The sequence below is a fragment of the Azorhizobium oxalatiphilum genome (genome assembly GCF_014635325.1).
In the GTDB taxonomy this organism is placed as follows: Bacteria; Pseudomonadota; Alphaproteobacteria; order Rhizobiales; family Xanthobacteraceae; genus Azorhizobium; species Azorhizobium oxalatiphilum.
This window is the reverse complement of record NZ_BMCT01000008.1, coordinates 152,268-172,603: the sequence shown is the minus strand read 5'-3', so window position 1 is coordinate 172,603 and position 20,336 is coordinate 152,268. Positions and strand designations below refer to the sequence as shown.

The following is a 20,336-nucleotide window of genomic DNA, read 5'->3' as shown; positions in this document are numbered from 1 at the left end:
TCGCCTCCGACCGGAGCCCCCATGGCCGTCCTCGATCTCGTGCGCTTTCCCGACCCGCGCCTGCGCACGCCCGCCGCCCCGGTGACGGCGTTCGACGATATGCTGGCCCGGCAGGCGCAGGACCTTCTGGACACCATGCGTGCCGCGCCCGGCATCGGCATCACCGGCCCGCACGCCGGGCTGATGATCCGCCTCGTGGCGCTGGATCTGCCTGACAGCGAACCCGCTTTCTATGTGAACCCGCAGGTGCTCTGGGCTTCGCCGGAGCTGGCCCGTCACACGGAGGGCAGCGTCTCCATGCCCGGCGTCGCGGAAGAGGTGGAGCGGCCCGCGCGGGTACGCGTCACCTATCAGGCGCTCGACGGCGCCACCCACGAGGTGGAGGCGGATGGCCTGCTCTCCGTCTGCCTCCAGCATGAGATCGACCAGCTCGACGGCATCTTCTGGATCCAGCGCCTCTCCCGCCTCAAGCGCGAGCGGGTGGTGAAGAAATACGAGAAGCTTTTGCGGGCGGTATGAACACCGCGGCGAAAGAGATACGCAGGTCTACGGGCTCATCATGCTCTTGAACCGCAGAACAGCATTCGGGCTATCCTTTCGGTAGCCCACCACATCGCATCCCTTCCACGCGGGGCTGGCCCCGCGAAGCGTGATGGTCGCGTTGTCAGCCGAATAGCCTCCGCTCACCGCATAGGGAGCCGGCGCGCATCCCTTCTTGAACGCATACGCCGTGCCCGAAATCGCGCCCGAATAGGAAAAAACCGGCCCACGGAAGAGGACGGTTCCTTCCGGAGCGACGTCCTCCATGGAGGGCTTGGGGCTTTGGTAGATGATAAGACCGTTCTCGGGATGCACCATCACGGTGCTGCCGTTGTGATCATAAGCGGAACCGTCGATGAGCCCCACAGGAGCGGCAGGCGACGAAGCATCCGCGATCGGGTCGGCATGGGCAATCTGGCTGATCAAAAGACCTGCAGCCGCAAGCAACAGTCGCATTGAAGCATCCCGGACAAAAACACGAAGCCCGCGCAGTTGGGCGGGCTTCGCATGCAGCATCTGTCAAAAATGATCACTCAAGAAACCACCCGTGCCAGCTATGGCCTCACAGCACCGTTGAGGCCACCGCCGGCGAATGGCTCAGCGCGTGCGCCATATATTCCAGCGCACCGCGCACCTTATCCCGGCTGACCGGACCGCCGAGGCAGACGCGGGCGGCCTCGGGCGGGTTGCCATCGGTGGAGAAGGCATCGCTCGCCACAATCCCGATGCCCGTGGACTGCATGTGCCCCACGAAGGCCGAGCGCGTCCACGGCTCGGGCAGTTCCACCCAGAGATTGAAGCTCAAGGGATCGGCCCGGAAGCTGCCCTCGGGCAGGATCGCGGCGGCCATCTCCTGCCGGGCGGCGGTCTCGGCACGGATGAAGCGCAGGATGGTGTCGGCGGTGCCATCCTCGATCCAGCGGGTGGCGAGCGCCACCGTCAGCGGCGAGGCCATGACATTGGCCGCACGCATCGCTGCCGCGAACGGCCAGCCCGCCCGCGCCTCGGGCGCGATCACATAAGCCGCGCGCAGGCCGGCACCGATGCACTTGGCAAGGCCCGCCACATGCCAGGTGAGATCCGGCGCCATGGCGGCCAGCGGCGGCAGGCCGTGCGACGGGATGAAGCCATAGGCATCATCTTCCACGATCTTCAGGCCGTTGCGCCGGGCCACCGCCACGATGGCCGCACGGCGCGCCTCGGGAATGGTGAGGGTCGTCGGGTTCTGGAGCGTGGGATTGAGATAGAGCGCCTTTGGCGCAAAGCGCTTCACAGCATCGGCCAGCGCATCGGGGTCGATGCCGTCGCGATCCATGGGCAGGCCGACCAGCTGGATGCCGAGCTGGGCAGCGATGGAACGGGCACCGGGATAGGTGAGCGCCTCGCACAGGATGACGTCGCCGGGCTTGGCCAGCAGTGAGAATATGCCAACCAGCGCCGCATGGGCGCCGGGGGTGACGAACACGCGCTCCTGCGCCGGCACCAGCGCCCGGCGGCCAAGCCACGCGGAGGCGGCATCCTTGTCCGCCGGAGCGCCGCCGAAGCTCTGGTAACGCAGCAGCGCCACCAGATCGCGGCTGATCTCGGCCAGACCGTCCTGCATGCGCGCGATCAGTTCCGGATCATCCGGCTCCGGCGGCAGGTTCATGGACAGGTCCACGAGATCGGGCCGCGTGGTGCGCGAGCGCGGCTCGGCGCGCGGCAGGCCGCGCACGAACGTGCCCTGCCCCACCCGGCTTTCCACGAGGCCGCGCTTCTGCGCCTCCACATAGCCGCGGGCGACGGTGGTGAAGTCGATCTCGAGCCGATCCGCCAGCTTGCGCTGCGGCGGCAGCCGGTCGCCCACGGACAGCCGCCCCACCCTGATGTCCTCGGCGATCAGATCGGCGATGGCCAGATAGCGGGGCTTGTCACTGCGGGTAAGGTCCGGGGTCCAGTCGAGCATGCCTGACTTCGTCTCTGAGCCTCAAGGAACCTTTCCCCAAAGGCGGGATTGACTGTATAGTGTTGCAGGTCAGCTCTGTCACGTTTTCGCTGACCCTCATACCGCGCCCGTTTGCGTATGGCGCCCCGTCAATTGATTAGACTCTATGCAATCACCCGGCGCCGGATCGGGCATTCGCTCATATGGTCGGCAGCACGCATGACTGCCGTCACGGCATTTTATTGAATGCAAAATTGAATGCAATCATTTTGATTCAATACCTGCATGCACATCTGACAATCTTGGCACATTGATTGCAAAACCCCTGTTGACCGCCCGGCACCCCAAACCGGACGCGGCTGCAACAGGAGAGCGCAATGCCCGCCGTGACTGCCCCCGCCCATCAGAAGGGTGATTTCTTCGTCGACTATGAGGAGAAGAAGTTCGAGGACGTAAAAGCCCAGCCGGGCGAAAAGGCCCTCGTCACCTTCCATACGGTGGCTTTCGAGGGCTCCATCGGCTTCGTGAACCTGCTCCAGGCCACCCGCCTCAAGCGCAAGGGCTTCGAGACCTCCATCCTGCTCTACGGCCCCGGCGTCACGCTCGGCGTGCAGCGCGGCTTCCCGAAGATCGGCGACGAGGCCTTCCCCGGCCACATGAACTTCAACAACCAGATCACCAAGTTCATGGAGGAAGGCGGCAAGGTCTATGCCTGCCGCTTCGCCCTGCAGGCGCTCTATGGCCATGGTGAGCCCTCGCTCATCCCCGGCATCATCCCCATCAGCCCGCTTGATGTGCTCGACCTCGTGCTGCTCCACCGGCGCGACAACGCCTTCATCCTCGACACCTGGACGCTCTGAGCGGGCAGACCGAGCAGCAGGGCCCCTCTCCCGCTTGCGGGGGAGGGCCAGGGAGGGGGCAGGGCCAGGCGGACCGCAACGCGCCTTCGGCGCCCCCCTCCCACCCCGCCATCAACGGAGGACAGGCATGCAGACACCCGACAAGCGCATGGTGCGCGCCGCCGCCGTGCAGATCGCGCCCGATCTCGACGACGGCATGGGCACGCTGGAGCGCGTGCTCAACGCCATCGGTGAAGCAGCGGGCAAGGGCGTGGAGGTCATCGTCTTCCCCGAGACCTTCCTGCCCTGGTATCCCTATTTCTCCTTCATCGCCCCGCCGGTGCTCACGGGTGCCGAACACATGCGGCTTTATGAGCATGCGGTCAGCGTGCCCGGCCCGGTGACGGAGGCCATCGCCGCCGCCGCCCGCCGCCACGGCATGGTCATCGTGCTCGGCATCAACGAGCGCGACCACGGCTCGCTTTACAATGCCCAGCTGATCTTCGACGCCGATGGATCGCTGAAGCTCAAGCGCCGCAAGATCACGCCCACCTTCCACGAGCGCATGATCTGGGGCCAGGGTGACGGCGCAGGGCTTCAGGTGGTGGATACGCAAGTGGGCCGCGTCGGCGCGCTGGCCTGCTGGGAGCATTACAATCCCCTCGCCCGCTACGCCCTGATGGCGCAGCACGAGGAAATCCACGCCGCGCAATTCCCCGGCTCCATGGTCGGCCCCATCTTCGCCGAGCAGATGGAAGTGACCATCCGCCACCATGCGCTGGAGAGCGGCTGCTTCGTGGTCAACGCCACAGGCTGGCTCACCGAAGAACAGATCGCCCGCATCTCGCCGGACGAAAAGCTGCGCAGGGCGCTCACCGGCGGGTGCATGACCGCCATCGTGAACCCCGAGGGCAGTCATCTTGTGCCGCCGCTCACCTCCGGCGAGGGGATGCTGGTGGCCGATCTCGACATGGCCCTCATCACCAAGCGCAAGCGCATGATGGACAGCGTCGGCCATTACGCCCGGCCCGAGCTGCTGAGCCTCGAAATCAACGACCGCCCCGCCGTGCCCATGCGGCCGGCCTCCGTTCCGCCCCAGCCCTCATTCGGGAGTGCCCGCGATGAAGCAGACCCATCCGACCGCCGCCCCCATCCTGCCGCTGCCGACAGCGGAGCTGATGACCGAGTTGCAGTCCTACGGAGTACGCCTCGCTGATCCCGACGGCGCGGGTGCGCAAAGCCGCCGCGGCGGCGCCGGACCTTCCGACCACAAGGCCATGACGCTGGACGGCATGACCATCATGGTCCCCGTCCACACCGCCCCGGCGGCGCAGAGCCCCTACGAGATCACGCGCACGGCCACCGGCGCCACCCGCATCCTGCGCGACGGCCTGCCGCTGGCGGAAGTCTCCTTCCCCCGCCGCCCGCGCTTCTACGACCTGACCACCGCCGAGGGCGTGCCCTACTGGAAGCTCGCCACCCTGCACGGGCGTGACGTGCTCGCCACCACCGTCCTGCAGGAGTGCGTGCGCTACCAGAGCCGCGCCAAGACCTGCCAGTTCTGCGCCATCGGCCAGTCGCTGGCGGCCGGGCGCACCATCGCCCGCAAGACGCCGGAACAACTGGCGGAAGTCGCGAAAGCCGCTGTTGAGCTGGACCACGTGACTCACATGGTGATGACCACCGGCACCCCGCCCGGCAAGGATCGCGGCTGCTCGGTGCTGATGGAGAGCACGGCTGCGGTGAAGGCCGCCGTGGACCTCGCCATTCAGGTACAGTGCGAGCCGCCGGACGACGACATCTGGTTCACCCGCATGCGCGATGCCGGCGCGGATTCGCTCGGCATGCATCTGGAGGCGGTGACGCCCGAGGTGCGCGCGCGCATCATGCCCGGCAAGGCGCAGGTGCCGATCTCGCGCTACATGTCCGCCTTCGAGGCCGCCGTGCCTGTGTTCGGCAAGGGCCAGGTCTCCACCTATATCCTCGCGGGTCTGGGCGACACGCGCGAGGCCATCCTCGCCATGTGCGAGCAATTGCTCAACAGGGGCGTCTATCCGTTCGTGGTGCCCTTCGTGCCCATTTCCGGCACGCCGCTGGAGCATCACCCCGGCCCCAACCCCGCCTTCATGAAATCCGTGCTCCAGCCGTTGGCGGAGATGGTGCGCGCGGCAGGCCTGCGCGCCACCGACATCAAGGCCGGCTGCGGCAAGTGCGGCGCCTGCTCTGCCCTCTCAACTTACGAGAAGGGGATCGGCTGATGTTCGATCCCTTCAAGCCATTCACGGCCGCCGAATTCCAGGTGAAGTTCGCCACCGAGGCGTGGGAGCGCGATGGCGCCGCCGCTTTGCGCCGCACCGTTTTCTGCGGCGAGCAGGGCCTGTTCGCTGGCGATGACCGCGATGCCATCGACACCCATGCCATTCCCATCGTCGCCCTCTCGCTGTGGGGCGTGGCGGCGGATGGCGTGGTGGGCACGGTGCGCATCCACGAGGCCGAGCCCGGCACGTGGTGGGGCTCGCGCCTCGCGGTGGCGGAGGACTATCGCCATGTGGGCACGCTGGGCGCCTCCCTCATCCGGCTGGCCGTCTCCTCCGCCCATGCGCGCGGCTGCCGGCGTTTCCTTGCCCATGTGCAGAGCCAGAACGCCTTGCTGTTCCGCCGCCTGCGCTGGCGCACGCTGGAGGAAATCGAGCTGGTGGGCCGGCCCCATCATCTGATGGAAGCGGACCTTGCCTATTACCCGCCCTTCGCTGCCGCCGAGACCGGCTTCCTCGCCTTTCCCCGGCGGGCCGCCTGATGGAACGGGCGCTCGCCACCCTCGCGCAGACGCTGCGCACCAGCGCCGGCCTTGCCGGCAAGGCGGATATTTCCGTCGTTGCGGCCCGTCTCGGCCTCAACGGCGCGAGCGCGGTGCCGGTGGGCGATGACTGCGCAGCCATTCCCGATGGCGACGGCTATCTGCTGCTGGCCATCGAAGGCTTTATGAACGCCTTCGTGGCGGGCGACCCGTGGTTCGCCGGCTGGTGCGGGGTGATGGTGAACGCCTCCGACATCGCCGCCATGGGCGGGCGCCCCATGGCGGTGGTGGATGCGGTGTGGGCCGATGGCGAAGCGGGCGCGAAGCCCGTGCTCGATGGCATGGCCGCCGCCTCCGCCGCCTTCGGCATTCCCGTGGTGGGCGGGCACACCAATATCCGCCACGCCCAGAGCCAGCTCTCCGTCGCCATTCTCGGCCGCGCCAAGCGCCTGCTCACCAGCTTCGACGCGCAGCCCGGCCAGACGCTGATCGCGGCCATCGACCTGCGCGGGCGCTATCGGGAGCCCTTCTCCAACTGGGAGGCCGCCACCGACGCTCCTCCCGCCCGCCTGCGCGGTGATCTGGAGCTGCTGCCGGAGATCGCCGAGGCCGGCCTCTCCCGCGCGGCGAAGGACATCAGCCAGGGCGGCGTCATCGGCACCGCCGCCATGCTGGCGGAGTGTTCGCGCGTGGGCCTGCGGCTCGACCCCGACGCCGTGCCCCGACCCGGGGGCGTGGACCTCGCCCGCTGGCTGCTCACCTTCCCGAGCTTCGGCTATCTGCTGGCCGCCGATCCCGGCGACACACCGGCGCTCATCGCCCGTTTCACCGCGCGCGGCATCTCCGCTGCCGCAATCGGCACAGTAACGGCCAACCGCCAGGTGATTATCGCGCGGAAAAATGAGCAGGAGACCATCTGGGATTTCGCGCGCCAGCCGCTGCTCGGCTGCGCCGTGCCGGAGGTGGCCGCATGAGCATCGCGCTGCTGGCCCATTCCACCAATCCGCGTGGCGGCGTCGTCCATGCGCTGGAACTGGGCGAGGCACTCACCCGCCTCGGCCATAAGGTCACGGTGCATGCGCCGGATGCAAGCGGCAGGGGCTTCTTCCGCCCCGCCAGCTGCGCCACGCTGCGTGTGCCAGCCCGCCCCGTCGCAGGCGACACGACCGCGCTCGTGGAAACCCGCATCGCCGATTACGTGCGCCATTTCGAAGACCCCACGCACCGGCGCTTCGATGTCTTCCACGCGCAGGACGGCATTTCCGGCAATGCGCTGGCCACCCTGAAAGAACGCGGCCTCATCTCCGGCTTCGCTCGCACCGTCCATCATATGGACGCCTTCGCCGATCCCCGCCTCGCCGAACTTCAGCATCGCTCCATTGCGGAGGCGGACGAACTGTTCGTGGTCAGCCGCGCATGGCAGGCGCGGTTGGAGGAGACGTTCGGTCGCACCGCCACACCAGTGGGCAATGGCGTGGATACGACACGCTTCTCCCCGCTGCCCGATGGCCGGGAGGGCGCCTTGCGCACGCGCCTCGGCCTCGGCGCGGGGCCGGTCGTGCTTGCCGTGGGCGGCATCGAGCAGCGCAAGAATACGGTGCGCATCCTCGAAGCCTTCATACAGCTCCGGGCGCTGCATCCGAATGCGCAGCTGATCATCGCCGGGGGCGCCTCGCTTCTGGATCACGACGCCTACCGCCAGTCCTTCCAGCACGCCTTGCGCGCCAGCCCCCTGCCACCCGGCGCGGTCATCATCACCGGGCCGCTGCCGCAGGACGACATGCCCGCGCTCTATCGCATCGCCGACACGCTCGCCTTCCCCTCGCTGAAGGAAGGGTTCGGCCTCGTGGTGCTGGAGGCCATGGCGAGCGGCATTCCTGTGGTCGCCCCAGCCATCGCACCCTTCACCGAATATCTCGGACCGGACGATGTGGCGTGGTGCGATCCCCTGACCGCCCATTCCATCGCCGATGCGCTGCTGGCGACGCTCACCCCCGCCGCCCGCGCCCGCTTCATCGCGCGCGGCGAAAGGGTCGCCCTCGCGCACGGCTGGCAGGCCACCGCCGCCGCCCATTTGCCCGCCTATGCGCGCCTGAAGGAGCCCGCTTATGCCTGAGATGCGCTTTCACATCCGCTGGCCCGATGGGCGGCCTGAGGCCTGCTATTCGCCCTCGCTGGTGATCAAGGACTATTTCGCCCCCGGCGAAACCTATGCACTGGCGGACTTTCTCGCCCGCAGCCGCACGGCGCTGATGATCGCCTCGAACCGCGTCGAGGCCAAGTACGGCATGCCCTGCTCCCGCGCCCTCGGCCAGCTTGCCCGCATCGAAGCGGCAGCTGGCCTTTATGCCGAAACCCCGGATCCACGCGTCCGCATCGACGCCTTTGATGAATGACAGATCAGGAGAGAGACCATGGCCGGAGATGACACCATTCCCCATCATGCCGTCGTCGTCATCGGCGGCGGACAGGCGGGCCTGTCCATCAGCCACTATCTGAAAGCCGAAAAGCTCGACCATGTGGTGCTCGAAAAGGACACCGCCATGGGCGCCTGGACCAAGCAGCGCTGGGACAACTTCTGCCTTGTGACGCCCAACTGGCAATGCCAGCTCCCCGGCCATCCCTATGACGGGCCGGAGCCGGACGGCTTCATGCGGAAGGACGAGATCATCACCTATCTCGAAGCTTTCCGCCACAAGGTGGGGGCCCCCCTGCACGAGGGCGTTTCCGTGAAGCGGGTGAAGGCGCGCGCGGGCGGCGGCTTCGAGGTGATCACCAGCACCGGCACGATCACGGCCGATCAGGTGGTGGCCACATCGGGGGGCTATCACACCCCCATCATCCCCCGCTTCGCCGAGCGCCTGCCGAAGAGCATCCGGCAGATCCATTCGGAACAGTATCGCAACGCCGACAGCCTGCCCGCCGGCGAGGTGCTGGTGGTGGGCTCCGGCCAGTCCGGCGCGCAGATCGCGGAAGACCTGCATCTGGCCGGCCGCAAGGTTCATCTGGCGGTAGGCGATGCGCCGCGCTGCGCCCGCTTCTATCGCGGCAAGGACGTGGTCACATGGCTGGCAGAAATGGGCTATTACGATATGCCCGTGGAGCGCCATCCCCTGCGCGAGGGCGTGCGCGACAACACCAATCATTACGTCACCGGCCGTGACGGCGGCCGCGACATCGATTTGCGCAGGTTCGCGCTGGAGGGCATGCGCCTCTATGGCCTGCTGGATGCGCTGGACGGCACCACGCTCACCTTCTCGCCCACGCTCAAGGCGGCATTGAACGAAGCCGACCGGGTCTATAACGGCATCAACGCCGCCATCGACAAGCACATCGCCGAGACCGGGATCGACGCCCCGCCGCCCTCCGTCTATGCACCCGTGTGGGAGCCGGAGGACGAGCCGAGGACGCTGGATCTGGAGGCGGCCGGCATCACCTCCATCATCTGGTGCATCGGCTTCCAGCCGGATTTCCGCTGGCTTGATGCGCCGGTGTTCAACGGGGCGGGCCATCCGCAGCATCATCGCGGCATCACGCAGGTGCCGGGAGTCTACTTCCTCGGCCTGCCGTGGCTGCACACCTGGGGTTCGGGGCGCTTTTCCGGCATCGATCGCGATGCGCGTTATGTGGCGGAGCGCATCACGGAGCTTGCCGCCGGCACCGCGCCAGGCCTCAAGGCGGCAAGCTGAGCATGAGCATCCTCGTCTTCCCCCGCCGCGCGGTCGCACGCGCACGGTCGCCCGCGCCGACACCGGCGCTGGCGCCGCGCCTCACGGTGGGCATGCCGCATCTGGCTTTCGGTGGCCTGTCGGAAAGCTGGCTGCTGAAGGAATGCGGGCATCGCCACTGGTTCCTGCTGGCGGGGGCGGCGGGCGATGCCGTGCCGGACTTCCGGGATGCCGACGGCGCGCCCGTCTATGCCGCCTTCTGCGGCGCGAGCCTGCGCGAGGCCCGGCTGGACCGCGTGGCGGAGAACGACACGCTGGAGATCGGCTCCGCTTTGTCCCGCATCTCCGCCACCCAATTCTGTAGCCGCCATTGGGTGCGGCTGGAGGGCGATCTGATCGCGGAAGTCGAGCTGGTTTCGGTCTTCATCCGCCGGCAGGAGGCGGGGCGGAACCGTTCCGTTGCCCGTGTCAGACCACAGGGCCTGCCGCCGCATGATCCGGGCGAGACAAGCGAGACCTCGGCACTCGCCGCCGCGCTGCGCAGCGGGCGCTGGGACACGCATATGGGATTTTCCCGTACGGCTGCCGGCGACATGGGGGAGATGGTGCTGAATCCCTGTCCGTCGCAGGATTTCAACGGCGCGCATTTCCTCTATTTCGCGGCCTTCCAGGCGTTTGCGGATCGGGCGGAATGGGAGTTGCTCGCCCCGCCGCCGGGTACGCATACGGTGGCGCGGGACATTCTCTATCACGGCAATATCGAGCCGGGGGAGCGGGTGCGCGTCCGCCTGCTGCATACACGTCAGGAGGGGCCGGAGATGGCCCACTGGCTGCGGCTGGAGCGGGCGGATGGTGGCGAGCGCCTCGCCGACATTTTCACGCGGCGGCGGATGCCGTCCCTGACCGTCTGATCACTTAGGGACGGCCCTCTCAACCCGCGCGACAGGCTCCCTCTCCCGCTTGCGGGGGAGGGATGGGGAGGGGCACGGCGGGAGGCATATCGCTGCTGCCGCGCATTCGGAAATGGCAGGCCATTCCCCCTCCCTGCCCTCCCCCGCAAGCGGAGAGGGTGAAATCGGAGAGGGCGGCGCTCCAACAGGAGCGGCGCGCCCTGCCCGTCGGAGGGCGCCCTCACCCCGCGGCGCGTCTCACCCCGCCGCGCTCAGATCAGCCTGCGGCGCTCATGGAGGCGCGGAAGGCCCAGCCGGCCATGCGGCGCTCCAGAACCGCGAACACCGCGTACATGAGGATGCCCTCGATCGCGAGTGCCAGCAGGCCGGCGAAGACAAGAGGCATCTGAAAGTTGGAGCCTGCCTGCACCATCAGGTGCCCCACGCCCGCATTGGCGCCGATGGTCTCCGACACCACCGCCCCCACGAAGGCTAAGGTAATGGCCACCTTCAGCGAGCCGAACAGATAGGGCGAGGTGCGGGGAATGCCCACCTTGCGCATGATGTCGAGCTTGGAGGCGCCAAGTGCGCGCAGCACGTCCTCCAGCTCCGGCTCGGTGGTGGCAAGGCCGGTGGCCACGTTCACCACGATGGGGAAGAAGGAAATGAGGAAGGCGGTGAGGATGGCCGGGATCTCGCCGATGCCGAACCACATGATGAGGATGGGCACCACCGCCACTTTGGGGATGGAGTTGAAGCCGATCATCACCGGATAAAGGCCACGATAGATGGCCCGCGACCAGCCCACCAGCAGCCCCAATGCGATGCCGAACACCACGGCCAGCAGGAAGCCCGCCACCGTGGTCCAGAGCGTGACGAAACTGTTCTTCAGCAGCGGCCACCAATATTGGGCGGCGGCCGCGAACACCGCCGAGGGTGGCGGCAGGATGAAGGCGTCGATGCGGAAGAAGCGGCAGGCCGCTTCCCAGATGACGAACAGGGCCACCGTGAAGGCGACGGGCGTGATGTCCTCGGCTGCGATCTTCATGCCTGCCGCACCTCCGCGATCTTGCCGCGCAACTGATGGACGAGATCGGTGAAGGCCGGCTCGTAGCAGACCTCCAGCGGACGAGGGCGGGGGAAATCGACGGTGCGCGTTTCCACGATGCGGCCGGGGCGCGCGCTCATCACATGGATGGTGTCGGCCAGGAAAGCCGCCTCGCGCAGGTCATGGGTCACGAGGATGACGGTGAAGCCCAGCCGCTGCCAAAGATCGCGCAGCACCACCCAGAGTTCCTCGCGGGTGAAGGCGTCGAGGGCGGCGAAGGGCTCGTCCAGCATCAGCAGCGCCGGCTCGTGGATCAGCGCGCGGCACAGCGAGGCGCGCTGCTGCATGCCGCCCGACATCTCCCACGGATAACGATCGGCGAAATCGCGCAGGCCGACCACGCCCAGCAAGTCCAGCGCGCGGGTGCGATAGGCCGCCTTCTCGCGACGGAACCGGCTGCGATGCGGCTCCACGATCTCAAGCGGCAGCATCACATTGTCCAGCACGCTGCGCCACGGCAACAGGTTGGCGTGCTGGAACGCCATGCCGGCCATCTTCACCGGGCCTGTGACAAGCTGCCCCTCCAGACTCACCGCGCCTTTCGTGGGGCGGATGAGGCCGGTGGCGAGCTTCATCAGCGTGGATTTTCCGCAGCCCGAGGGGCCGACCACGGCGGCGAATTCGCCGCGCTTCACGTCGATGGAGGTGTGGGCCAGCGCCGTCACCTCCCCGGTCCTGCCCTTGTAGGACAGCGTCACGTCATCCAGCCGGATCAATCCGTCGCGTCCTTCGAGAATGGGTTTTGGAAGTGTGCAGCGCGTGCGCCCTCCCCGCTCGCCCCTTCCCGTGAGGGGAAGGAGCGCCCAGGGAGGGCGCCGGGGGAGTTACTTGACCATCCGCTCAGCGGCGGGCGGCAGATACTCGCTGGTGAAGATGTCCACGGCCGTGGGCTTGGCCTTGAAGTCATAGGTCACGGCGATCTGCTCGATGGATTTGCCGAGCCGGTCCATGTCCACATCGCCAACGCCGTTCTTCGTCACCCAGGCGGTGATCATATTGTCCTTCAGCGCCATCTTGAGGCGGGCGAGTTCGATCTTCTCGTCGCCGGTCTCGTTGCGCTTCATGACCGACTTGATGGCAGCCTCGGGGTCGCGGGCGGTCTCGATGATACCCTTGATGGTGGCGCGCACGAAGCCGGCCACTTCCTTGGGATGCGCCTTGGCGAAGTCCGGATTCACGATGACGGCGTTGCCATAGAGCACGAGCCCGTGGTCGGACATCAGCATCACCTTGATGTCGTCCGGCTTCACGCCCTTCTGCAGCAGGTTGAAGTAGGAGGAGAAGGAGAAGCCGGTGATGGCGTCCACCTTGCCTTCCGCCAGCATGGGCTCGCGCACCGGGAAGCCGACATTCTCGATCTTCACCTTGTCGGCGTCGATGGCATTCTCCTTCACGAACGCCTTCCACTGGGCGAAGGCGCCATCGGGGGCCGGCGCGCCGAGGATCTTGCCTTCCAGATCCTTGGGCTTGGCAATGCCGGTCTTGGAAAGCGTCACGATGGCGAAGGGCGGGGTGTCATAGACCATGAGCACGGCCTTGACGGCCTTGTCCGGATTCTGGTCGCGGAACTTCACCAGCGAGTTGATGTCGAAGAAGCCGAGCGGATAGGTGCCCGCAGCCACACGCGCGATGCCCGCCACCGAGCCGGGGCCGGTGTCCACCGTCACGTTCAGGCCCTCGGCCTTGTAGTAGCCCTTGTCGATGGCGACGAAATAGGGGGCGGACGGACCCTCGAACTTCCAGTCGAGGGCGAACTTGATGTCCGTGTCCGCACGCGCCGGCAAGGTGGCGGCGCCGAGCAGACCCAACCCAATGAGACCCGCTCCGACCAGACCGCGAATGGTATGCCTCATGGCGTAATCCTCCTGTCTCCTGACAAGAGGCAAGGCACATGCCAATGAGAGAGGCAGACGGGCCAAGGACAACGAAAGGTCAGCTGCCGCCGAAATGGGCAGATTGCACCTCAACCGCCCATCGCACGTGCGCCCTCAGCCCAATCCGCTCAGAGGGCGCCGCCTTGATCCAGAAAGCGCTCCACCTTCTTCTCGAACGGCGCGATGTCGAAGCCCTGCGCCTTGACCCAGGCGTCGTCATAATAGGTCTTGCCATAGCGCTCCCCGCGATCGCAGAGCAGCGTCACCAGCGAGCCCTCCTCGCCCCGCTCCATCATGCAGGCGGCAAGCCGGCAGAGCGCATAGAAGCCGGTGCCGGTGGACGGCCCCACCCGCCGGCCGAGCCGGCGCGAAAGCACGCGCATGGTGCCGATGGAGGCGGCGTCCGGCACCCGGACCATGTGGTCGATCACGTCCGGCACGAAGGAGGGTTCCACGCGCGGGCGGCCGATGCCCTCGATGCGCGAGCCGTCGCAGCGGGTCAGGCTGCGATCACCGGTCATGAAGGCATCGTAGAAGACGGAGCGCTCGGTATCGGCCACGCACAGCCGGGTGGCGTAATGGCGATAGCGCAGATAGCGCCCAATGGTCGCAGACGTGCCGCCCGTGCCGGCCCCCATGACGATCCAGGCCGGAATGTTGCGCGGCTCGCCCTGCATCTGCTGGAAGATGGATTCGGCGATATTGTTGTTGCCGCGCCAGTCGGTGACGCGCTCGGCATTGGTGAACTGGTCCACATAGATGCCGCCGATGCGCTCGGCGAGCGCTGCGGCTTCCGCATAGACCTGCCCGCTGTCATCAACGAAATGGCACAGGCCGCCCTGACGCTCGATGTCCTCGATCTTCTCGGCGGAGGTGGTGCGCGTCATCACCGCATAGAAGGGCAGGCCCAGCAGACGGGCGAAATAGGCTTCGGAGACCGCCGTCGATCCCGAAGACGCCTCGACAAGCGGAACGCCTTCCCGGATCTGCCCGTTGCAGATGCCGAACAGGAAAAGCGAGCGCGCCAGACGATGCTTGAGACTGCCCGTCGGGTGCGTGGACTCGTCCTTGAGGTATATGTCCACCCCCTCCAGACAATGCCCCTCGAAGCGTAGCAGATGGGTGTCCGCCGAGCGGCGGGCATCGCGATCGAGAACCTGGAGGGCCTGATCCGCCCATCTGCGCTGCCGGAACCGCTCTCCACCCTCGGGGCCCGAGCACGGCGGGCAGGCGGGGGCGTCCGGGACGGACAGGGGGTCGTGGATTGCGCTATCCATTTGCATGGTCTGCCTTTTGGCGCGTCGAAGCCGGTCTACTGCTCCGCTTGCGCGGAGCTCCAGGGAGCAATCATCCTCCTCCCGGCGCGGAAATCATCCCCCTCAAGCTGTGCCGGTTCGAGGCCTTTTGGAGAAATGATTTCGCAAACGACACATTCCGCGCAATAATGCTTGCGCGTGTGCGGGGAGCATACGTGCAACCAGAGTGATTGTTGCCGATCCAAACCGCCTCAGGGGAGGGGCTGTGAAGATGGACTCCAAGTCGTACCATGTGTCGGAGCATAGCGCCGCCGACCATACGTCCAGTACGCAATATGGCGATCAGGCGTTCGGTGCCGACCCGCTTCAGCGGGTCACGCTCGGATACCTCATCAACCTGCAGGCTCGCCTTCTGGCCCAGTCGCTGAAGATGCGCAATGGCGCCGACGGCATCCTGCCTGGACAGTTTCCCATTGTTCTTGAATTGCTACGGGCCGACGGGCCGACCCAGCGCGATCTCTGCGAGTTCGTCAAGATCGAACAGAGCACCATGGCCAACACGCTCAAGCGCATGGAGCGCGACGAGATCATCGAGCGCCGCGCCTGCGTCGACGACGGTCGGCAGGCCACCGTCCACCTCACCGAGCGTGGCCGGACCCTGGCGCAGGATGCCGTGGTCAATGCGTTCGAGGTGAATCGCATCGCTCTTGAGCCGCTGGACAAGAACGCTCAGGTGCAGCTGCGCGCCTGGCTCATCGCCATGGTGGAGCAGCTCGAGGCCGACGGCGCCAAGCGGCGCTGAGCCTTGGATCACTATCAGAGGTATCCCCTGCTGCATTCCCCTCTCCCCGGCCTTCCGGGGAGAGGATTTTTCGCGTCTGACCTCTTGCAGGCACTGGAAATCAATAGCTAGCTATGCAAACGTGCTCCGGCACGTTTTCGGCAGACAGAACTGCTGCCGATGCTATGCTTGCGATTGATGGGGAGGACAAACGTGAAGGCAGCAATCATCAAGGCCCATGGTGGCCCGGAGAATCTCGTCCTCGTGGACGATTGGGCGCGTCCCACAGCGGGTGAGGGCGACGTCGTCATCCGGGTGAAGGCCAGCTCTCTGAATTATCATGACGTGTTCACCCGGCGCGGCATGCCGGGCATCAAGCTCGAGCTGCCGGTGGTTCCGGGCCTCGACCTGGCCGGCGAAGTGGTGGAGCTTGGCGCCGGTGTCACCGACGTGAAGGTCGGCGACCGTGTGCTGGTGGACCCGCTGAACCGCGTCGAAGGCGGCCTCATGGGCGAAACCATGGACGGCGGCCTGCAGGAATTCGCCAGGGTGCGCGCGCACCAGCTCGTCCCCATCCCCGATGGTGTGACCTATGAGCAGGCGGCGGCCCTGCCGGTGGCCTATGGCACCGCTTACCGCATGATGTTCACCAACGGCCAGATCAAGGCCGGCGACAAGGTGCTCGTGCTCGGCGCCTCGGGCGGCGTGGGCACCGGCGCGGTGCTGCTGGCCAAGCTTGCCGGCGCGCATGTGATCGCCTGCGGCTCCAGCGAGGAAAAGCTGGCCAAGCTCAAGGAGATCGGCGCCGACGAGGTGATCGACTACACGCAGGTGGACTTCGCCAAGGAAGTCTATGCCCGCTTCGGCAAGCCGCACCGTCGCAAGTACGAAGGCGGCGTGGACGTGGTGGTCAACTTCACCGGCGGCGATACCTGGGTGAAGTCGCTGCGCGCACTGAAGCGTGGCGGCAAGCTGCTCACCTGCGGCGCCACCGCCGGCTTCGATCCCACCGAAGACCTGCGCTTCATCTGGACCTTCGAGCTGAAGATCCTGGGCTCCAACTCCTGGGCCCGCGAGGATCTCAGCGCCCTGCTCGGCTACATCGCCGAGGGCAAGCTGAAGCCGGTCATCGACAAGGTCCTGCCGCTGGAGCAGTCCGCCGAGGCCCTGCGCCTCATCGAGGAGCGTCAGGTCATCGGCAAGGTCATTCTCGCCCCCTGATCTGAACCTTTGCTTTTACGCCATGCCTTTCGCAGAAGCGGGGAGCGCTTCTGCGGGAATGGCTTTAAAGCTCGCGGAGACAACAAGATGAGCGATACGGAAACACCGGCGCTGGCGACAGTCGCCGAACTGAACGAGCGCATTCGCCGCGCCCCCTTCCACCGCTGGCTCGACCTGTCGGTGGTGGAGGCCAGCGAGGGCGAGATCGTGGTCGAGATGCCCTGGCGCGAGGAAATCGTGGTGAACCCCGACGTGGGCTACACCCACGGCGGCATCCTCGCCACGCTGGTGGATCTGGTGGCCGACTGGGCCATCGCCACCACAAAGCTCGGGCGCCCCTTCCCCACGGTGGACATGCGGGTGGACTATCACCGCCCGGCCATGAAGGGCACGCTGCGGATCCGGGGCAAGGTCATCCGCCTCGGCTCCACCTTCACCACGGCGGAAGCCTATGTGGAGGATGAAAGCGGCAAGCTGCTCGCCTCCGGGCGCGGCACTTACGCCACCTCCACCAAGTAAGACGAAGGCCGGCGGCATCCCCGCCGGCCTTTTTTTTGATCATACCGTTTGCTGACCAATTCCATTGGAAAACTTGGTCAGATCTGACACGCATCTTCTTTCATGTCCTGATTGTTTTACTGCGTACGGAGACCGGGATGCACGATACCGAAAGCTTCCGAGGATTTCTGAACCGGCTGCGCGACGCCGGCGAGTTGATCGACCTGCACCAGAGCGTGGACATCCGCCACATCGCCACCCTGGTGGACCAGTCCGACAAGGCGCTCTTCTTCCACAATGTCATCGGCTACGACGTGCCGGTGGTCTCCGGCATCATCCGCTCGCAGAAGCGGGCCATCATGTCGCTGGGCTGCACCGCCTATCCGGAGATCGAGGCCAAGCTGAAGGCGGCCATCGACCGTCCCATCGCGCCGAAGATGCTCAACTCCTCGCCCACCCATGACGTGACCATGAGCGGCGACGAGGTGGATCTCTACAAGCTGCCCATCCCCATGAGTTCCATCTATGACGGCGGACCGATGATCACCGCCGGCGTGGTGATCGCGCGCGATCCTGAGTATGGGCTCAACTCGGGCATCTACCGCTTCATCGTGAAGGAAAAGAACCTCACGGGCATCGACATCGTCACGCCCAACAACATGCGTCTGTTCGCCCAGCGCGCCTATGAGGCCGGGCGCCCCTGCCCCATCTCCATCTCCATCGGCACGCACCCTTACGAGATCATGGGCTCCGGCTTCCGCGCCCCGCTCGGCGTGGACGAGATGGCCATCGCCGGCGGCCTGCGCGGCGGTCCGGTGGAACTCGCCCCCTGCAAGACCATCGACGTGCCCTATATCGCTGATGCCGAGATCGTGCTGGAGGCGGAGATCCTGCCCACCGGCTGGGTCCATCCGGAAGGCCGCTTCGGCGAGTTCACCCGCCTCATGGGCGGGCTGCACTGGAACCCGCTGGTGCGGGTGAAATCCGTCTCCATGCGCAGGGATGCGGTCTATTACGCGCTGCACATGCCGTGGGAGAACACCTGGCTCGCCGCCCCCACGCGCTACACCGCGATCCGGCAGGCGCTGAAGACAGCCGGCGTGGTGGTCAAGGACATCAACGTCACGCTCGGCGGCTGCGCCTTCTGGCATGCGGTCATCTCCATCAAGAAGCAGCCAGGCGAGGGCAAGAATGCCTTGCTCGCCGCGCTCTCGGTGATGGACCTGAAGCATGTGGTGGTGGTGGACGACGACATCGACGTCTTCAATCCCACCGACGTGGAATGGGCGATCGCCACCCGCGTGCAGGGCGACAAGGACATCATGGTCGTGACCGGCGCGCGCGGAAAGCCGCTGGACCCGAGCCTGCCGCCTACCCCGCCCGGCGTGGTGCCCACCACCGCCAAGGTCGGCATCGACGCCACCATCTCCGAGGGCATTCCGAAGGAGCGCTACGAGCGCATCGCCTATGCCTATGCGGACACGGCCAAGATCGCCGACTATCAGGCGGGCAAGACCGACCCGGCCGGCACCGTCGCAGGCGATGACGAGGTGGTGCGCCTCGCGGACGCCATCGCCGAGACCATCGGCGAGGCGCCGCGCTTCTATACGGATCTGGCGGAGCAGTTCTCCAACTTCGCCTTCCCCATGATCGCCCGTGCGCTGGGCCATCTGCATGCCACCGATCGTCTGTGGCAGGACCCGCGCGGCCGCATGTGCCTGAAGGGCTCCGCCTTCGCGGCCAAGCCTCCGGGTGCGTAATCTGCCTCCGGGCGCGTAGCCCGTGCCGGAAGCGGCAGCTTTTGCTCCACGGCAGATCATCTTAAGCTGTCGCGCCGCGTGCGCGATGGCGCCGCGTAAATGTTTTCAGGACCTCAAGATTTCAAGAACAAGGCTGACGCGTCAAAGAACGACGCAGCCGAACGCCTTCAGGACAGACCGGTTTCCACGTATCCAGACGAGGGTAAACATGCGTCACGTCTTCAAAACCCTGTTGCTCGCCGGTAGCCTCGCGGTCGCCGCCATTGCCCATGCCCCCGCCGCCCTCGCCCAGACCACGCTGAAGTTCGGCGCGGCCCAGACCTCGGCCGGCTCGCTCCCCCTCCTCGTCGCGCAGCAGAAGGGCCTGTTCGCCGCCGAGGGCATCAAGATGGAGCGCATCGACTTCAAGGGTGGCGCGCCCGCCGTGCAGGCGCTCGCCGCCGGCAGCATCGACATCTGCATCTGCGCCGCAGACCATGCGCTTCGCCTTCAGGAGCGCGGCCTCGGCGGCAAGGTGCTGGTGGCACTCGCCGACCAGCACAGCTACGCGCTGATGGCGCAGGGCAATGCGAAACCCGCCAGCCTCGCCGACCTCAAGGGCCAGAAGATCGGCATCACCTCCGCCGGCAGCCTCACCGACACCACGCTGCGCTATGCCATCAAGAAGCTCGGCCTTAATCCCGATACGGATTTCGAGCTGATCTCCATCGGCACCGGCGGCCCCATGCGAGCGGCGGTGGAGAGCGGCGCGGTGGCGGCGGGCATGTTCTCCACCCCCGACATCCAGGCCAATCAGGCGCGCGAGGGCGTCTACAAGATCGTCGAGGATTTCCGCAAGGTCCCCTATGCGGCGCAGGATCTGGTGGTCACTGACAGCTGGCTGAAGGACCATCCGCAGGAAGCCAAGGCCGTGGCGAATGCCGTCACCAAGGCGCTGAAGCTGATCCAGTCCGACCGCGCCGTGCTGCGCGCGGCGGTGGTGGAGATGTTCCCGAACTTCGACACCGCGCTGGTGGATCGCGTCACCGCCGACGTGGCCGCAGGCTATCTCTCGCCCGACGGCAGGATGAACCCGGAGAGCTACAAGACGCTTCTTGAGATGATGCTGGTCGCCGACCCCAATCTGAAGAAGATCCCCTACGACGACATCGTCGCCCTCACCTATCTGCCGAAGTGAGCG

General features: G+C 66.5%; 21 protein-coding genes. 15 read left to right on the top strand and 6 right to left on the bottom strand.

Annotation, left to right across the window (positions count from 1 at the left end; translation table 11 throughout):
• Positions 1–21 precede the first annotated feature (21 nt).
• Positions 22–519 carry a peptide deformylase gene (locus tag IEW24_RS22655; RefSeq protein ID WP_188582944.1) on the top strand — a complete coding sequence of 166 codons (498 nt, stop codon included), beginning with the start codon at positions 22–24 and terminating at the stop codon, positions 517–519.
• Positions 520–546: 27 nt separating this feature from the next.
• Here IEW24_RS22655 and IEW24_RS22650 read toward each other — a convergent pair whose 3' ends face one another.
• Positions 547–996, bottom strand: coding sequence for a hypothetical protein (locus IEW24_RS22650; RefSeq protein ID WP_188582943.1), 450 nt, complete (start codon positions 994–996; stop codon positions 547–549).
• A gap of 106 nt (positions 997–1,102) precedes the next feature.
• Positions 1,103–2,485, bottom strand: a complete 1,383-nt coding sequence (locus IEW24_RS22645) for an aminotransferase-like domain-containing protein (protein WP_188582941.1) — start codon at positions 2,483–2,485, stop codon at positions 1,103–1,105.
• A 356-nt stretch (positions 2,486–2,841) separates the two neighbouring features.
• Here IEW24_RS22645 and IEW24_RS22640 point away from each other — a divergent pair, with 356 nt between their 5' ends.
• From IEW24_RS22640 to IEW24_RS22600, 9 genes are all read left to right on the top strand, one after another.
• The gene (locus tag IEW24_RS22640; protein ID WP_188582939.1) at positions 2,842–3,324 is read left to right on the top strand and encodes an MSMEG_0572/Sll0783 family nitrogen starvation response protein; all 483 of its coding nucleotides are present in this window, start codon (positions 2,842–2,844) and stop codon (positions 3,322–3,324) included.
• A gap of 127 nt (positions 3,325–3,451) precedes the next feature.
• Positions 3,452–4,519 carry a Nit6803 family nitrilase gene (locus tag IEW24_RS22635; protein WP_188582937.1) on the top strand — a complete coding sequence of 356 codons (1,068 nt, stop codon included), beginning with the start codon at positions 3,452–3,454 and terminating at the stop codon, positions 4,517–4,519.
• Positions 4,425–5,561, top strand: coding sequence for an MSMEG_0568 family radical SAM protein (locus IEW24_RS22630; protein WP_188582935.1), 1,137 nt, complete (start codon positions 4,425–4,427; stop codon positions 5,559–5,561). The genes IEW24_RS22635 and IEW24_RS22630 overlap by 95 nt, the downstream gene beginning before the upstream one ends.
• Positions 5,561–6,100: an MSMEG_0567/Sll0786 family nitrogen starvation N-acetyltransferase gene (locus IEW24_RS22625; RefSeq protein ID WP_373870117.1), complete on the top strand. Its 540-nt coding sequence runs from the start codon at positions 5,561–5,563 to the stop codon at positions 6,098–6,100. The genes IEW24_RS22630 and IEW24_RS22625 overlap by 1 nt, the downstream gene beginning before the upstream one ends.
• A complete protein-coding gene (locus IEW24_RS22620) occupies positions 6,100–7,074 on the top strand; it encodes a sll0787 family AIR synthase-like protein (RefSeq protein ID WP_188582933.1) in 975 nt (324 codons plus the stop codon). The genes IEW24_RS22625 and IEW24_RS22620 overlap by 1 nt, the downstream gene beginning before the upstream one ends.
• The gene (locus tag IEW24_RS22615; protein WP_188582931.1) at positions 7,071–8,216 is read left to right on the top strand and encodes an MSMEG_0565 family glycosyltransferase; all 1,146 of its coding nucleotides are present in this window, start codon (positions 7,071–7,073) and stop codon (positions 8,214–8,216) included. Before IEW24_RS22620 ends, IEW24_RS22615 begins: the two co-directional genes overlap by 4 nt.
• Positions 8,209–8,496, top strand: coding sequence for an MSMEG_0570 family nitrogen starvation response protein (locus tag IEW24_RS22610; RefSeq protein ID WP_188582929.1), 288 nt, complete (start codon positions 8,209–8,211; stop codon positions 8,494–8,496). Before IEW24_RS22615 ends, IEW24_RS22610 begins: the two co-directional genes overlap by 8 nt.
• 18 nt (positions 8,497–8,514) lie before the next feature.
• On the top strand, positions 8,515–9,789 hold the full coding sequence (locus tag IEW24_RS22605; RefSeq protein ID WP_188582927.1) for an MSMEG_0569 family flavin-dependent oxidoreductase: 1,275 nt from the start codon (positions 8,515–8,517) through the stop codon (positions 9,787–9,789).
• Positions 9,790–9,791: 2 nt separating this feature from the next.
• Complete coding sequence (locus tag IEW24_RS22600; RefSeq protein WP_188582926.1) at positions 9,792–10,679, top strand: Pnap_2097 family protein; 888 nt, start codon at positions 9,792–9,794, stop codon at positions 10,677–10,679.
• A gap of 256 nt (positions 10,680–10,935) precedes the next feature.
• Here IEW24_RS22600 and IEW24_RS22595 read toward each other — a convergent pair whose 3' ends face one another.
• The 4 genes from IEW24_RS22595 to IEW24_RS22580 form a co-directional block, all read right to left on the bottom strand.
• On the bottom strand, positions 10,936–11,706 hold the full coding sequence (locus tag IEW24_RS22595) for an ABC transporter permease (RefSeq protein WP_188582924.1): 771 nt from the start codon (positions 11,704–11,706) through the stop codon (positions 10,936–10,938).
• Positions 11,703–12,482: an ABC transporter ATP-binding protein gene (locus tag IEW24_RS22590; protein WP_188582922.1), complete on the bottom strand. Its 780-nt coding sequence runs from the start codon at positions 12,480–12,482 to the stop codon at positions 11,703–11,705. The genes IEW24_RS22595 and IEW24_RS22590 overlap by 4 nt, the downstream gene beginning before the upstream one ends.
• 108 nt (positions 12,483–12,590) lie before the next feature.
• A complete protein-coding gene (locus IEW24_RS22585; protein WP_188582920.1) occupies positions 12,591–13,619 on the bottom strand; it encodes an ABC transporter substrate-binding protein in 1,029 nt (342 codons plus the stop codon).
• A 149-nt stretch (positions 13,620–13,768) separates the two neighbouring features.
• A complete protein-coding gene (locus IEW24_RS22580; RefSeq protein ID WP_373870115.1) occupies positions 13,769–14,923 on the bottom strand; it encodes a PLP-dependent cysteine synthase family protein in 1,155 nt (384 codons plus the stop codon).
• A gap of 244 nt (positions 14,924–15,167) precedes the next feature.
• On the opposite strand from IEW24_RS22580, the gene IEW24_RS22575 reads away from it, so the two are divergent.
• The 5 genes from IEW24_RS22575 to IEW24_RS22555 all read left to right on the top strand — a co-directional run bounded on the left by IEW24_RS22575 (position 15,168) and on the right by IEW24_RS22555 (position 20,333).
• Positions 15,168–15,698, top strand: coding sequence for a MarR family winged helix-turn-helix transcriptional regulator (locus tag IEW24_RS22575; protein ID WP_188582916.1), 531 nt, complete (start codon positions 15,168–15,170; stop codon positions 15,696–15,698).
• Between the two features lie 192 nt (positions 15,699–15,890).
• A complete protein-coding gene (locus IEW24_RS22570) occupies positions 15,891–16,898 on the top strand; it encodes an SDR family NAD(P)-dependent oxidoreductase (protein WP_188582914.1) in 1,008 nt (335 codons plus the stop codon).
• Between the two features lie 87 nt (positions 16,899–16,985).
• Positions 16,986–17,417 carry a PaaI family thioesterase gene (locus IEW24_RS22565; protein ID WP_188582912.1) on the top strand — a complete coding sequence of 144 codons (432 nt, stop codon included), beginning with the start codon at positions 16,986–16,988 and terminating at the stop codon, positions 17,415–17,417.
• Between the two features lie 137 nt (positions 17,418–17,554).
• Entirely contained in the window at positions 17,555–19,156 is a 1,602-nt protein-coding gene (locus tag IEW24_RS22560; RefSeq protein ID WP_188582910.1) for a UbiD family decarboxylase, read from the top strand.
• A gap of 208 nt (positions 19,157–19,364) precedes the next feature.
• Positions 19,365–20,333, top strand: a complete 969-nt coding sequence (locus IEW24_RS22555) for an ABC transporter substrate-binding protein (protein WP_188582908.1) — start codon at positions 19,365–19,367, stop codon at positions 20,331–20,333.
• Positions 20,334–20,336: the final 3 nt, after the last annotated feature.

What these genes read in the sequence shown, in the direction of transcription:
- IEW24_RS22655 (WP_188582944.1), top strand. Translation starts at nt 22, where the DNA reads ATGGCCGTCCTCGATCTCGTGCGCTTTCCCGACCCGCGCCTGCGCACG.
- IEW24_RS22650 (WP_188582943.1), bottom strand. Translation starts at nt 996, where the DNA reads ATGCGACTGTTGCTTGCGGCTGCAGGTCTTTTGATCAGCCAGATTGCC.
- IEW24_RS22645 (WP_188582941.1), bottom strand. Translation starts at nt 2,485, where the DNA reads ATGCTCGACTGGACCCCGGACCTTACCCGCAGTGACAAGCCCCGCTAT.
- IEW24_RS22640 (WP_188582939.1), top strand. Translation starts at nt 2,842, where the DNA reads ATGCCCGCCGTGACTGCCCCCGCCCATCAGAAGGGTGATTTCTTCGTC.
- IEW24_RS22635 (WP_188582937.1), top strand. Translation starts at nt 3,452, where the DNA reads ATGCAGACACCCGACAAGCGCATGGTGCGCGCCGCCGCCGTGCAGATC.
- IEW24_RS22630 (WP_188582935.1), top strand. Translation starts at nt 4,425, where the DNA reads ATGAAGCAGACCCATCCGACCGCCGCCCCCATCCTGCCGCTGCCGACA.
- IEW24_RS22625 (WP_373870117.1), top strand. Translation starts at nt 5,561, where the DNA reads ATGTTCGATCCCTTCAAGCCATTCACGGCCGCCGAATTCCAGGTGAAG.
- IEW24_RS22620 (WP_188582933.1), top strand. Translation starts at nt 6,100, where the DNA reads ATGGAACGGGCGCTCGCCACCCTCGCGCAGACGCTGCGCACCAGCGCC.
- IEW24_RS22615 (WP_188582931.1), top strand. Translation starts at nt 7,071, where the DNA reads ATGAGCATCGCGCTGCTGGCCCATTCCACCAATCCGCGTGGCGGCGTC.
- IEW24_RS22610 (WP_188582929.1), top strand. Translation starts at nt 8,209, where the DNA reads ATGCCTGAGATGCGCTTTCACATCCGCTGGCCCGATGGGCGGCCTGAG.
- IEW24_RS22605 (WP_188582927.1), top strand. Translation starts at nt 8,515, where the DNA reads ATGGCCGGAGATGACACCATTCCCCATCATGCCGTCGTCGTCATCGGC.
- IEW24_RS22600 (WP_188582926.1), top strand. Translation starts at nt 9,792, where the DNA reads ATGAGCATCCTCGTCTTCCCCCGCCGCGCGGTCGCACGCGCACGGTCG.
- IEW24_RS22595 (WP_188582924.1), bottom strand. Translation starts at nt 11,706, where the DNA reads ATGAAGATCGCAGCCGAGGACATCACGCCCGTCGCCTTCACGGTGGCC.
- IEW24_RS22585 (WP_188582920.1), bottom strand. Translation starts at nt 13,619, where the DNA reads ATGAGGCATACCATTCGCGGTCTGGTCGGAGCGGGTCTCATTGGGTTG.
- IEW24_RS22580 (WP_373870115.1), bottom strand. Translation starts at nt 14,923, where the DNA reads ATGCAAATGGATAGCGCAATCCACGACCCCCTGTCCGTCCCGGACGCC.
- IEW24_RS22575 (WP_188582916.1), top strand. Translation starts at nt 15,168, where the DNA reads ATGGACTCCAAGTCGTACCATGTGTCGGAGCATAGCGCCGCCGACCAT.
- IEW24_RS22565 (WP_188582912.1), top strand. Translation starts at nt 16,986, where the DNA reads ATGAGCGATACGGAAACACCGGCGCTGGCGACAGTCGCCGAACTGAAC.
- IEW24_RS22560 (WP_188582910.1), top strand. Translation starts at nt 17,555, where the DNA reads ATGCACGATACCGAAAGCTTCCGAGGATTTCTGAACCGGCTGCGCGAC.
- IEW24_RS22555 (WP_188582908.1), top strand. Translation starts at nt 19,365, where the DNA reads ATGCGTCACGTCTTCAAAACCCTGTTGCTCGCCGGTAGCCTCGCGGTC.